This is a genomic window from Limosilactobacillus reuteri, from assembly GCF_002254085.1.
Taxonomy (GTDB): Bacteria; Bacillota; Bacilli; order Lactobacillales; family Lactobacillaceae; genus Limosilactobacillus; species Limosilactobacillus reuteri_K.
In genome coordinates this window covers 42,241-55,464 of sequence record NZ_NGPY01000022.1, presented here as the reverse complement: position 1 = coordinate 55,464, position 13,224 = coordinate 42,241, and the positions used below count along the sequence as shown (strand labels likewise).

At 40.0% G+C, this 13,224-nt stretch carries 9 protein-coding genes; 5 read left to right on the top strand and 4 right to left on the bottom strand.

The features are described from left to right. Positions 1-125 precede the first annotated feature (125 nt). From CBG10_RS05290 to CBG10_RS05280, 3 genes are all read right to left on the bottom strand, one after another. On the bottom strand, positions 126-2,789 hold the full coding sequence (locus CBG10_RS05290; RefSeq protein WP_094511896.1) for an HAD-IC family P-type ATPase: 2,664 nt from the start codon (positions 2,787-2,789) through the stop codon (positions 126-128). 235 nt (positions 2,790-3,024) lie between these two features. Next, on the bottom strand, positions 3,025-3,936 hold the full coding sequence (locus CBG10_RS05285) for a proline-specific peptidase family protein (RefSeq protein ID WP_003669047.1): 912 nt from the start codon (positions 3,934-3,936) through the stop codon (positions 3,025-3,027). A gap of 100 nt (positions 3,937-4,036) precedes the next feature. Beyond that, positions 4,037-6,439, bottom strand: coding sequence for a Xaa-Pro dipeptidyl-peptidase (locus tag CBG10_RS05280; protein WP_094502175.1), 2,403 nt, complete (start codon positions 6,437-6,439; stop codon positions 4,037-4,039). Between the two features lie 139 nt (positions 6,440-6,578). On the opposite strand from CBG10_RS05280, the gene CBG10_RS05275 reads away from it, so the two are divergent. The 5 genes from CBG10_RS05275 (at position 6,579) to CBG10_RS05255 (ending at position 11,769) form a co-directional block, all read left to right on the top strand. Continuing rightward, positions 6,579-7,670, top strand: a complete 1,092-nt coding sequence (locus tag CBG10_RS05275; protein ID WP_094502177.1) for an ABC transporter ATP-binding protein — start codon at positions 6,579-6,581, stop codon at positions 7,668-7,670. After that, positions 7,670-8,476 carry an ABC transporter permease gene (locus CBG10_RS05270; RefSeq protein ID WP_003669044.1) on the top strand — a complete coding sequence of 269 codons (807 nt, stop codon included), beginning with the start codon at positions 7,670-7,672 and terminating at the stop codon, positions 8,474-8,476. Before CBG10_RS05275 ends, CBG10_RS05270 begins: the two co-directional genes overlap by 1 nt. Beyond that, complete coding sequence (locus CBG10_RS05265; RefSeq protein WP_094502179.1) at positions 8,476-9,294, top strand: ABC transporter permease; 819 nt, start codon at positions 8,476-8,478, stop codon at positions 9,292-9,294. The genes CBG10_RS05270 and CBG10_RS05265 overlap by 1 nt, the downstream gene beginning before the upstream one ends. Beyond that, on the top strand, positions 9,291-10,364 hold the full coding sequence (locus CBG10_RS05260; RefSeq protein WP_035153646.1) for an ABC transporter substrate-binding protein: 1,074 nt from the start codon (positions 9,291-9,293) through the stop codon (positions 10,362-10,364). The genes CBG10_RS05265 and CBG10_RS05260 overlap by 4 nt, the downstream gene beginning before the upstream one ends. Positions 10,365-10,476: 112 nt before the next feature. Continuing rightward, complete coding sequence (locus CBG10_RS05255; protein WP_019251536.1) at positions 10,477-11,769, top strand: hypothetical protein; 1,293 nt, start codon at positions 10,477-10,479, stop codon at positions 11,767-11,769. Positions 11,770-11,849: 80 nt separating this feature from the next. Here CBG10_RS05255 and CBG10_RS05250 read toward each other — a convergent pair whose 3' ends face one another. Beyond that, on the bottom strand, positions 11,850-13,154 hold the full coding sequence (locus CBG10_RS05250) for an MFS transporter (RefSeq protein ID WP_019254197.1): 1,305 nt from the start codon (positions 13,152-13,154) through the stop codon (positions 11,850-11,852). Positions 13,155-13,224: the final 70 nt, after the last annotated feature.

Sequence of the window (13,224 nt, the reverse complement as noted above, 5' to 3'; positions counted from 1 at the left end):
TGTGTTAGGTGTATCATATCAAATTGCGGAATGCGCTTACATAGATTTGATCAAAACATTACGAAAACTTACGAAATAGAAAAACGACACTGAAGAAGATGAAATCTAATTCAGTGTCGTTAATTTTACCGTCGATTTAGACGGAAACGAATCATTTTATCGGATTCAGTACATAAGAAGATTAAGCAAGAGAAGACAATTACTGCTAGCCATTCCAGCAAACTAATTCCGGTCACGTGGAAGGCCGCCTGCATAAATGGAACGTAGGTAAAGATCAATTGGAAAAGAATCATCAATCCAATAACGCCCCAGGCTTTCTTGCCAATATTTCCAACTTCTTTTAGTCCATATCGTTCAGTTCGAATGCTGAAGAAGTAGAAGGCCTTACTAATAACAATGGTATTAACCATCATTGTTGTAGCATTGACAACGTCTGCCCCAGCACTGATGAACCATTCGTAACCAATTAAGGTGAACAGCGCCATTAAGGCTGAGACATAACCCATCTGGATTAAATCATGCCGATTCATTAATCGTTGGGTCACTGGACGAGGATTGCGATCCATGATGCCCTTTTCTGCTTTTTCAAAGACGAACGCAAACTGGATAGTGATTGCGGCGATTAAGTTAATCCACAATAACTGCGCCGGTTGGAGGGGAACTTGCTGGCCGGTAAGAATGGAGAAGGCAACCACTAATCCTTCCGCAAAGGAGGTTGGTAATAAGAATAAGATACTCTTTTTGATATTATCGTAAATTCGCCGACCTTCTTTGATAACAGCCGCCATTACCGCAAAGTTATCATTTCCTAAGATCATGTCAGCAGCATCTTTAGCGACGTCCGTTCCCTTGATCCCCATTGAAATCCCAATATCGGCTTTCTTTAAGGCGGGGGCATCGTTAACTCCATCCCCAACCATCGCGGTGATCTTTTGCCGGTTTTGGAGCGCTTCAATAATTTCAAGCTTGTTTTGTGGAGTTGTCCGCGCAAAGACTTGGTTGTTTAAAGCAGCCTCTTCTCGTTCACTGGCAGAAAGTTTATCCCATTCTGCACCTGTGATTGCGTTGATTGGACCGGTTGATAAGCCTAGTTGTTTACCGATTGCACGGGCAGTTTGCGGGTCATCCCCTGTTATCATCTTAACGGAAACACCAGCACGGTTCATTTGCTTTAATGCAACGATCACTTCTTCACGCGGGGCGTCTTGAAGAGCAGCTAAGCCAAGTAAGTGAATTCCTTTGTAGAGGTGGTCATGTTCGACTTCCATTAGGTTTTCGCCATTAACTGGTTGGTAACCGACAGCAATAACTCGTTTTCCGGCTTTGGACCAGTCATCTACCCGTTGTTGCCACTTAGCAGTATCAAATTGTGGATCTTCCTTTGTGGCCATTTCAAAGAGCTTATCTGGCGATCCCTTAACAAAGATAACTTGCTGCTTATCTTCCGGATCACGAGTTAATTCAGCGATATAACGGTAATCAGAATCAAATGGAAGGAGGTCAACTGCTTTATATGGCGATTGATATTTAGCCCCAAACGCTTTGTGGTAAAGAGTTAAGAAAGCTCCATCAGTTGGTTCACCATTAATATGCCAGGTGCCGTTTTCATCAGTTAAAACCGTATCATTTGCTTGGTATCCAGCTTCTAAGAAAAGTTTGAGTTGATCTGTCAGTTGAGCTGGTTTACCATCTAAGAGAATCTCACCATTAGGAGCATAACCAGTTCCGGTAACCGTGTAGTGTTTATCGCCCACCCATAACTCAATGGCGGTCATTTCGTTTTTGGTAAGAGTTCCTGTTTTATCAGTAGCAATAACATCGACCGAGCCTAATGTTTCAACAGCAGGCATTGATTTGATAATCGTCTGATGCTCTTTTGCCATTTTGCTAATACCAAAGGCTAAGATAACAGAGGTGATTGCAGGCAAACCTTCTGGGATCGCACCAACCAACATTGCCACGACTGCGAGCGCAAGGGCAGGCAAGGAGTAAATTTCGAGGAAGAAGCCGACAATGAAAACAATCACTGAAGCAGTAATCGTAATATAAGAAACGACCTTTCCAACATGGTCAATTTCTTTAGTTAATGGGGTCTTCTTTGGCTTGATTTGCGCAACTTCTTGGGAAATCTTACCAATTTCGGTTTGTTCACCAGTTGCGACTACAACTCCTAGGCCACTTCCGCTTGTAACTGAAGTGGAAGCATATGCCATATCAACACGATCAGCGAGAGGAACGTCTTGGTCGGTAATTGCTTCATCAGTTTTGATAACTGAATTGGTTTCACCGGTTAAAGCCGATTCCTCAATTCGTAAGTTATCAGCTGAGACGATCCGTAAGTCAGCTGGTACATTATCACCGGCTTCGAGGAAAACAACATCCCCACGGACAAGATCCGCGGCATCAATATCTTGTCGTTTCCCATCACGGTAGACGGTGGCATGTTGCGCCATCATCTCTTTAATTTTGGCGAGGGCATTTGCTGCACTTGATTCTTGGAAATAACCAATGAGCGCGTTTAGAATGACAACCGCACCGATAACAATCGCATCAGTATAGTGACCGATTAAAATGGTCAATAAAGTAGCGGCTAATAAAATGTAGATAACAATATTGTTAAACTGGCGTAAGAAGAGTTTCCACTTTGGCGTTGGTTTTACTTCAATGATATTACGTCCTTCATCAGCAAGCCGTTTTTCGACAGCTTGGGTTGATAAACCTTGAGTAAAATCAGTTAATTGGTATTCTTTCTTTATTTCGTCAGTTGTTAGTTGATAATTTTCTTTCATTTTTCCCCTTAAATATATAAATTGAGTAAAGTAACTAATGCTTAAAGGTCCCACACCTTAAGCGAACAACATCAGTGAAGCCGTATTAAGTTTTTGCTTTAATCATTCCTTCGTATTTATCGTATAAATATCGTACCATATTCATTTAATATTTTAGTTCTAGTTAAGATATTTTTAAAATATGATTCATGAATTATTAATAAAAAGACCGAGAAACATTTCCCCGGTCTTTTTATTAATTATTAAACGTATTATTTTCAACATTCCGAATAAAGTCAGCGAGGTGCTTGTAATATACATCGGGGTTATCTACCATGTGGTGGTGACCACCATCGGGAGTAGTAACTAGCTGTGAATTTGGAATGAGACTATTCATTGTCTTAGCAGTTTCGATTGGCATCGTTTCGTGTTCACCAAATGTAATTAAAGTTGGCACCTTAATGTTCTTCAATTGGTCACGGAAATGCCAGTCTTTAAGCTTACCGGTAATCACAAATTCGTTATCACCTTGGAAGACGTTGTAAACCGCTGTACCGCCAAGGTCTTTAAGATGATAAAGCTTGGATGGTTGCTTCCGGTCAACGTATTGTTCATTCATTACTTGAACGTATTCTTGATACTTAGGATTACTGTAATCGTTCTTGGCTTCGCATTCTTTCATAAAGGCAACTGCTTCTGGAGAAAGAGTCTTTTCCCGTAATTCATTAACTCGGTCGACATATTCGTCAATCTCGTCAACCATTGAAGAAATAATTGCGCCTTTAAGATGTTGACCATACTTAACAGCGTATTCTTGAACTAAAAGGCCACCCCAACTTTGACCGATAAGATAGAAATTGTCTAAGCCAAGCTTTTCTCGTACTTCATCTACTTCATCAAGGAAATATTCGTAAGTAAGGTACTTCTTCGCAATCTCAGGGTCAGAAAAATCAGGTTGATCAGAATAGAGTGAACCTAATTGATCGTACATTGTTACTTGAACGTTAAGACCTTGCTTCTTTAATTGTTCAGCAGCGTCTTCCCAGTATTCATGATTGCCACCAGGACCCCCATGTAAAGCCAATAAATGAATATCACCTTCACCTTGGGTATTCGTCCATAGATGATAGCCGTTATCAAGGGTAATAATTTTAGTGCCTTGTTTCATTCTCGAATCTCTCCTTTTTATTGGTAATACTAACTATTTTACCGCAATTAGCTGAATTCTGCTAAAACTAGTTTCTATCCGCTGTCTTTTTAGTGAGCATTTAGTTCAAAATAGTAACACCTGGAATACTAAGATGACAGCCACTCAGCGCTAATTGATACTCAATCCGTTCGTTGCCACGAAGCGTGTATTCGTAATCAGTACTATAAATAATGATCCCTAATTGATGGCCAGCTACAATTCGGTGGAAAATTGGTTGAAGATCAAACTTAACAGTGACAAATTGATTAACGGCTAATTCTTCAACTTGTGCTGGATTATTTCGATTTTGCAAATTAATATGTCCACTTGCGATTACCTTATAATTAGTTGCTTCTTTTGCTAATTTAAATTCACGAAGGTCATCTGTCTTCCAGTGATAGCCTAGCTCAAGACCATTACGATTAAACAGAACAGGCGACATTGTAAGGCGTTTGCTGCTGCCAAGATCAACAAGCCGGGCGCTAATCATTCCATAATTTTTCGAAGAAGCTACTTTTAATGTGACAGCCGGTGTTCCGCGGAGAAGCGTATCATCATTAAATACAGCAGTTACAAAGCGCCGACTAAATTGCCCGTTATCATTCACGAGTGCCTTTGCCCATGCTTCGGGGTGTTTACACCATTGAAGGTACTTTTCTTCTGGTTGTTGGTCATTAAAGCTTTGGATTCCTAGTCCGGGCAAATTCGTTAGGCGATGGTCGTTAAATTGGTACTGTTTCTGCTCGCCCGCAGTCCATTGGTCATATGCGGTCCAAGTTTCAGGGGTGGTATTGTCTTGCACAAGAACGCTTGGTAACGTATCATCAGCCTGATTTTCTTGTCCCCAGAGCTTATTAGCAAGCCAGAGATTAACCATGTCAGAGAAATCTAATGAACGAAAGGCATTGATATAAATATGTTGTCCCTGGTGAAGGATGAGTTTACTTGTAATCGGCAGACTTTGAATGCCGTCATAAAGCGCTTTAACGTTACTAGGACGGACATTGGTATCATTAAGGCCATGCACCATCATCACGGCAGCTTTGATATTTTCGAGATCATGCCGGTAATTGCGGTGGTCCCAGAACTCATTATAATTACCAGTCGTCCGATCCATTGCTCCTTGCATTTTAGCAATATATTTATCATTTACTTTTTCAATTCGGCGATAGTCTGCGGGGCGCTTAGTTCGACTAAATGTTTCGTCAGCTAAAACATCGGCGTCTTCTCCTTGAAAGCCACCCGGTGCGCGGACAAGGCCATTTTCTCGGTAATAGTCATACCAACTAGAAATGGCCGCTTCACTAATAATTGCTTCGAGGCCTGGTACACCAGTGGTTGCGACAGCGGTGGCTAGCGTACCGAGATATGAACGCCCAGTCATTGCGACTTTACCATTACACCAGGTCGCCTTGATTGTGGTACCGCTATGACGGTCAGTAAAGGCTTGGCGATCACCATGAAGCCACTCGACGACCGCCTTCATCGCATCAGTCTGTTCTGGAGAACCACACGTTTGCAGGCCATCCGAATCTTTAGTACCGATTCCGGCTGAATAAACAACCGCATAACCACGAACAGCGAGGTAATTATTTAGCGTGTATGCTGGCGTGGTGCTAAATGTTTCTGTTGCATGTTGGCTTTCACCAGTAACCTTTTGTCGGGAAAAATTAGTCGGGAATGTGTCTTCAGTTGGGGCCTGATAATCAGGATCCTTATGCTTCAAAGGAAGGTTGACGTTATGTGTTGCTTTTTCGCCCCATTCGTCGTTTGTTCCTTGATTATAAGGACTGGCAGTAAAGACAACGGGAACTTTTAAGCCATGGTCTGACTCAATTGGCCGCATGATTTCCGCTTTAACTAAATCTGCTTTACCATCAAAATCGGTATCCATATCGGTCTCAATATAAACAACCTCACGAATGAATTTGGCAGGATCAAAACTGGCAAGCGGCTTCCCGTTGAAAAAGAGTGGTTTTTGTTCAGCTGGAAGCTGGTAACTCCAAGCCATAAAGCCCTCTGCCGTTAAATGATCAATAAGCGATTGACCGGTTTTGTTGTGAGTATTTAAAAGAAGGTAAAAAGCATCGATAACGTTGGCGGTTGTCCATTTTTGATGTGATTCGACTGGCAAACCAATTTTCTTAACTGTAGCAAGGGGATCTGTAATATCAAAATCAACTGCGGCCTCAAAATCGAGTAGTTGGAGGACGACGAGGTAAAATACTTCATCAGTTAATATCTGATTCTGGTCAAACCAATCATCAAGAGCAAGGTCAGGAGTAGCTAAGAGGTCATGAAGCCACTGTTTAGTGACGATCGGCTGGGCACTTGCCATATGAATGCGTGCTAAGAAGGTTTCAAACATTGCGTTTGGTGTTAAAGTTTGTTCTTCGTTTTTCCGCAGCAAGTGAATCTGCATTAATTCTTGGCGCCGTGCTTGTGGTGTAGTTGAAGTAATACTAAATTGATTGATTTTCATCTGGAACACCTCGTATAAAATTTGATATATTAATTATCGCACTTTTATTATAATTTGCTTAGGATAAACAGTGTTGCGATTTAAGGCGTATACTTTATACTAAGACTTAGTTTAAAAAATGATGATTGGGGAAACGCTGATGGTAAAAAACATAATGGAATTTCAGCATGTAAGCAAACAGTATGATGATAACGTTGTGTTGCGTGATATAAGCTTTGAAATTGAGACCGGTAAATTCTATACCTTATTAGGACCATCGGGATCAGGAAAGACAACAATTTTACGCTTGATTGCTGGCTTTGATCATCCTAGTAGTGGGAAAATTTATTTTGATGGAAATCAAATCAATGATATTCCAGCCAATCAACGGCAAGTCAATACCGTCTTTCAAGATTACGCCCTTTTCCCTCATATGAATGTGGCAGAAAACGTTGCCTTTGGATTACAAATTAAGGGTGTCAAAAAAGCAGAAATTAAACAACGCGTAAAAGAAGCTTTGCACCTGGTTCAATTAGATGGCTATGATGATCGGGAAATCACCGCAATGTCTGGTGGACAACGACAGCGAGTTGCCATTGCCCGGGCAATAGTTAATAAGCCGAAAGTACTATTGTTGGATGAAGCCTTGTCTGCGTTGGACCATAAGTTACGAGTTCAAATGCAGACTGAATTGCGGCAATTGCAACGGCGACTGGGGATTACTTTTATCTTTGTTACCCATGACCAAGAAGAAGCACTAGCGATGAGTGACCAAATTATGATCATTAATGACGGTAAGATCCAGCAAAGTGGGACTCCCGTTGATATTTACGATGAACCGCTTAACCATTTTGTGGCTGATTTTATCGGCGAAAGCAACATTGTCCCGGGCATTATGAAAAAAGACTATGTAGTTTCAATCAATGGTCAAGATTTTGATTGTGTTGACGCGGGGATGAAACCAAACGAAAAGGTTGAAGTTGTCATCCGACCAGAAGACCTTGACATTACGACAGTTGAAAAAGGAAAATTAGTCGGCACTGTTGAAACCCAGCTTTTCCGTGGCGTTGATTATCAAATTACGGTGATTGACCAACGTAACCATAAGTGGAAGATCAATTCTATTCATAAAACAAAAGTCGGAGCTAAAGTAGGGATTACATTTGATCCCGAAGATATTCACGTTATGCGGTATAACGAAAGTGAAGAAGATTTTGATGCTCGCCTTGATAGCTACGAGGAGGGGGACTAATGCGGCAAAAAGCGATGTTTATCGTCCCATATGCATTATGGATTATCCTATTTGTGATTGCGCCATTGGTATTGATCCTTTATCAATCATTTTTTAATATCAATGGTCAGCTGACCCTTAATAACTATGCTGAATACCTGACATCAGGTGTTTATCTTAAGATGACGCTTAATTCGGTCTGGTATGCCTTTTTGATTACCCTTGTGACATTGGTGATTAGTTATCCGACAGCCTATGTTTTGAATAGATTGCCTAATAAGCAGTTTTGGCTATTGCTGGTGATTTTGCCAACATGGATCAACTTGTTATTAAAGACGTATGCGTTTATCGGCTTGTTTAGTCGAACGGGGACAATTAACGGTTTCCTCCAGTTTATGGGTCTTGGGAGCCACCAGCTTTTGTTCACGGATGCTAGTTTTATGTTTGTGGCTGCTTATATTGAAATTCCGTTTATGGTTTTGCCCATTTTTAATAACTTGGCCGAAATTAATCCATCCCTAATAAATGCCAGCTATGACTTAGGCGCTACTCATTGGCAAACCTTTCGCCGTGTGATTTGGCCTCTTTCTATGCCAGGAGTAAAAGCTGGGATTCAAGCAGTCTTCATCCCATCACTTTCACTCTTTATGATTACCCGCTTGATTGGTGGAAATCGCGTAATTACTTTAGGGACTGCAATTGAAGAACATTTCCTCACAACGCAAAATTGGGGAATGGGTTCAACGATTGGGGTCGTTCTGATTATCGCAATGTTTATTATTATGTTTATGACTGGTGATAAGAAACAGAAAGGAGGACGCCATTAATGAAAAAGCAACGATGGTCATGGGGAAAAGCATACCTCGCGTTAGTTTTTGTGATCTTATATGCGCCAATTTTGTATTTAGTTATTTTTTCCTTTAGCAGTGGCCAAACAATGGAAAAATACCATGGCTTTTCTTGGCAACACTATGCGGATTTGCTTGCGGATACGCGAATAATTACCATTGTTATCAATACCTTGTTAGTAGCATTTTTGGCGTCACTATTAGCAACGATTATCGGTACATTAGGAGCCTTAGCAATTAAGGATGCACGACGCCCATGGAAGAATAGTTTGTTATCCTTGAATAATGTTTTAATGGTTTCGCCCGATGTAATTATTGGGGCAAGCTTTTTAATCTTTTTCACCATGCTGGGGGTAAGACTAGGCTTTGTCTCAGTCCTCTTAAGCCATATTGCCTTTTGTATCCCGATTGTTGTTTTAATGGTGTTGCCAAAATTAAATGAAATGTCCCCAACATTAGTAGATGCTGCCTATGATTTAGGAGCCAGTCGCTGGCAAGTCCTTTCCCAGGTAATCCTTCCATCAATTGCCCCGGGTATTTTTGCGGGCTATTTTATGGCTTTTACTTATTCACTTGATGACTTTGCTGTGACCTTCTTTGTTACTGGAAATGGCTTCTCAACGTTATCGGTGGAAATATATTCCCGGGCACGACAAGGAATTAACCTTGAAATCAATGCCCTCTCTACGTTGATGTTTATTGTTTCGCTTCTGTTAGTAATTGGCTATTACCTTATTAGTAAACGGGGCGGTCGACGGACACGGATTGTGGCTGTTAAAGAGGGGGATGCTCAATGAAAAAGATATTTACTGCATTCCTCGCAATTGTCGTTATTTGTATCTTGTTAGCGCTTGGGGACGTCGCTCTCAACCAGCAAAAAACTGGTGGTGGTAAACAAACACTGACCATTTACAATTGGGGAGACTACATTGATCCAGCATTGATAACGAAATTTGAACATCAAACAGGCTACCATGTTGATTATGAAACCTTTGATAGCAACGAATCAATGTTAACCAAGATTCGGCAAGGTGGGACTAATTATGATGTCGTTGTGCCAAGTGAATACACCGTTCAACGGATGAAAAAGGAGCATTTAATTGCACCCCTTAACCATCGAAAATTACCTAACCTTAAGTATATTGATCCGCAATTCTTAAATCGTTCTTTTGACCCTGATAATCATTATTCTGTGCCATACTTTTGGGGAACGTTAGGTATTATCTATAATGACCAAAAAGTAAATGGCAAAGACGTCCAACATTGGGAACAACTTTGGAATCCGCGTTTAAAGAATAATGTCATGCTGATTGATAGTGCGCGGGATGTGTTTGCGGTTGCCCTTATTACCCAGCATCATTCTGTTAATACGACTAACTACCATCAATTGAAGCTTGCGCAGGCCCATTTAAAGCAGTTGACGCCCAATGTAAAAGCGATTATTGCTGATGAGATGAAGATGTATATGGAGCAAAACGAAGCAGCAGTGGGTGTGACCTATTCTGGTGACGCGCGCGAAATGATGAATATTAATCCGCACCTTCACTATGTTGTGCCAAGCGAAGGAAGCAATATATGGTTTGATAACATGGTGATTCCTAAAGCAGCGCGTAATAAAAAGGCGGCTTACGAATTTATTAACTTTATGTTAGACCCCCAAAATGCGGCTCAAAATGCTCAATACGTTGGATACGCGACACCAAATAAAGCGGCTAAAAAAGAATTACCCAAAAAAATTACCGATGATAAAGCTTTCTATCCTCCTGAAACAACGATGAAGCATTTGCAAGTATATCGTGATTTGCCATTACGCGTTTTAGGTGAATACAATGATTTATTTTTAGAATTTAAGATGTTTGCTAAATAAAAAGCTACTAGGACTTCTAGCATTAAAAATCATGTTAGGAGTCCTATTCTTTTTCTTTTATAAGGGGATGTGGTTTACTAAAAATAAAAGGCAAAGTGATCGGAGGCTGCTTATGAAGAAAATTTTAGCAATTAACCATGAATTTGTTGCTCGAAGCTATATTCTATTTCCAACGTTGCTATTTGCATTCTCTATCATTGCCCATGCAAATATAATTACATTTGTTTGGCCGTTCATTTTTGTTTACACCGTTGAAAAAGTAATGCCCTTTATTCTCGATGGGCGCCTAAATTTAGCTTCTTGGTCAGGTGTTACTAAGTTTTGTTCAATCATTGCTTTTGTTGGGGGAGTCCTTGCTTCGATTGGAATTTATTTTCGCTTTGAGTGGCTTGCTAGCTTGGCGGCGATCTTGATCGGTTTTGGTGTGACGGGGTTAAAATTGCTCGGTGATCCTAATAAGGAAATTTCTGGGATTGATTTGAAGCGAGTAAATGTTATCGCGGGCTTTAGTGTAATTATTGGACTGATTGCCCTTGGAATTTTGCTGATGAAGTTGCCGTTAGTTGTCGGTTTTGTTTTTTATACTTTTTTCCTGGGCCTTGAGGTTATTTACGCTTACGTTGTTGTTAAACGAGATAAGACACCGCTGGATTTAAAATTCTCTTTTAATTTAAAAACGGCTTTCCCTGCCATCGCCGTGCTTACCGTGGTTTTTATTATTAGTTTCTTTAAGAAGACGGGGCGAATTTCTGATTTTAGCTGGGCCCTAATCGTGCTCGCAATTATTGGGATTATTCTTGAACTACGAAATATTCTGGGACAACCCTTTAAACTATTTCGTATTTGGCTCGGAGCGATCAAGAATTATGTCATTATCTATACTTTACTATTTGCTTTTCAACAGAATAAAGCTTATTGGATTTTCATTGTTTTTATCGAATTGATGCTATCGGGAATGTTAGTGGGTGCATTGAGTGCTAAATTGCAAAAGATTCCATTAACTACTCGCTATAAAACTACCCTTATCTTTCTTACTCTTGGCTTATTCTTAACGTATACCGACTACCTATATTTGCTTGGGACCGCTATAACAGTCTTTTGCGCTATCTTATTAGGGAAGTGGGCACGAGAACAAGTTCCCGATAAATATAGCAGCATTGATCAAAAACTATCCGTATTTGGTTCGCTTTGTAATCAAATTATTTTATTTGGTGCTTTGGAATTAATTTCATATTTTCAACTTGATAATAAGAGTGCGCTCCTTATCCCGTATATCGATCACCAACAGGAGCTGCAATATAGTCGCGAGATGTTTTACTTGCGAGTTAGCATGATTACTTTATTTGTTATTACTGGTATTTTTGTGATTTATCATGACCGCAAGTATTTATTTGTTAAAAATTGATTAGTCTATTGGATTGATGTTTAAAACTAAAAATGGTCGGTGAAAAATTTGAAATTTTCCCGACCATTCTATTATTAATGTTAAATATATTTTGGTGAAGTTTCAGGTGCCCATAAAAGACAGATAGTACCACCTATAAGTAAAACAAGAGTACAAATTAGCATTGCTAAAATTGGACCACCAAGATGAGTTAAGATTGGTAATAAGAATGTTCCACTAGCAGCCCCAAAACGACTGATAGTGATACAAGTACCAACCCCACTAGCGCGAACCTTAACATCAAATAGTTCTGTTGGATATGGATAATCAAGGACAAGTCCTGAGGATAAGACTATCGCAAAGATCGCAAAAACGCTAATTTGGAAGAAAGGTGAAAAGTTATTGCCAATTATTAATAAAATAAGGGCTGCTGCTGAAAGGAAAAATGTTCTTACCAAAAACATCCGCCTACTAAGAATCTTGAAGATTAAACTACCGAAAATTACACCGATAAGGACGCAACTATTATAGATAATCCCAGAGAGGTTGTTATTACCAAGATTCATACTTTTTAGGAGAATTGGTAAGAAGATACTGATACCGAAAAATGAAAATGCCTGACAAGCATAGAATAGTCCACCAACAATGGTTTTTCGGCGATAAGGGGGATTAAAGAGGGTCTTAAGAGAGACAGCTTTTGGTTTTTTACTACGAATTTGTTTTAATGATAATCCCCATTTTTTCCCAAGGTGTTTTTGAATTAGTTTTTGAGCAGTTTTATTCTTACCTTGACTTGCTAACCAGCTCGGGGATGCCGGAATCCGGAAGATTGACCGATAGATTGCAGCCATCAGTCCTGGAACGACACTTGATGCAAGGATAACTTGCCAATTATGAGCGCCAAATCCCGTTATTAGAATTCCAGCAATATATGAAGTAATAAAGCCAATTGTCCAGTAAACGATTAGTTGGCTCTGTAGGCGGCCGCTTTCTTTTGCTGGTAACCATTCTACCAATAGAGCATTCCCTACAGTATAGTCAATAGCAATCATTAAACCGATTAAAATCCGTAAGCTAAACAGGATAACAAGATTCATTGTTGCTAATTGCAAAAGAGAAAATATAGAAAAAAGATACATATCGAGCATCAACATTCTTCGTCGGCCAAATTGGTCAGCGATTTTACCCATTAAAGCACTCCCAGCAAGTCCAATTAAACTCCCAGCACCAATTAGGCCAACCCAAAAGTCGGGGATATTGATATAATCAGTTGCTTGGGAAAGGGCGGTTCCACTAATTCCAAGAGCAAAACCACAAGCAATTTGTCCAAGAGCGAGGGCAAAATATATTCGAAAGTGAATTGATGATAAAGGTGCTTTTTTGTAATTCTTCTTTGTATATTCCATAAAAAATTAGGCATATGTGATCAAAATTTGGCCTAACTAATTGATTCCTCCTTGTGAATAAAAAAGTAAG

Bases quoted from the DNA above. Each gene is read 5' to 3' on its own strand.
- CBG10_RS05275 (WP_094502177.1), top strand. From the start codon at position 6,579: ATGGTAAAAAACATAATGGAATTTCAGCATGTAAGCAAACAGTATGAT.
- CBG10_RS05250 (WP_019254197.1), bottom strand. From the start codon at position 13,154: ATGGAATATACAAAGAAGAATTACAAAAAAGCACCTTTATCATCAATT.
- CBG10_RS05265 (WP_094502179.1), top strand. From the start codon at position 8,476: ATGAAAAAGCAACGATGGTCATGGGGAAAAGCATACCTCGCGTTAGTT.
- CBG10_RS05255 (WP_019251536.1), top strand. From the start codon at position 10,477: ATGAAGAAAATTTTAGCAATTAACCATGAATTTGTTGCTCGAAGCTAT.
- CBG10_RS05290 (WP_094511896.1), bottom strand. From the start codon at position 2,789: ATGAAAGAAAATTATCAACTAACAACTGACGAAATAAAGAAAGAATAC.
- CBG10_RS05285 (WP_003669047.1), bottom strand. From the start codon at position 3,936: ATGAAACAAGGCACTAAAATTATTACCCTTGATAACGGCTATCATCTA.
- CBG10_RS05260 (WP_035153646.1), top strand. From the start codon at position 9,291: ATGAAAAAGATATTTACTGCATTCCTCGCAATTGTCGTTATTTGTATC.
- CBG10_RS05280 (WP_094502175.1), bottom strand. From the start codon at position 6,439: ATGAAAATCAATCAATTTAGTATTACTTCAACTACACCACAAGCACGG.
- CBG10_RS05270 (WP_003669044.1), top strand. From the start codon at position 7,670: ATGCGGCAAAAAGCGATGTTTATCGTCCCATATGCATTATGGATTATC.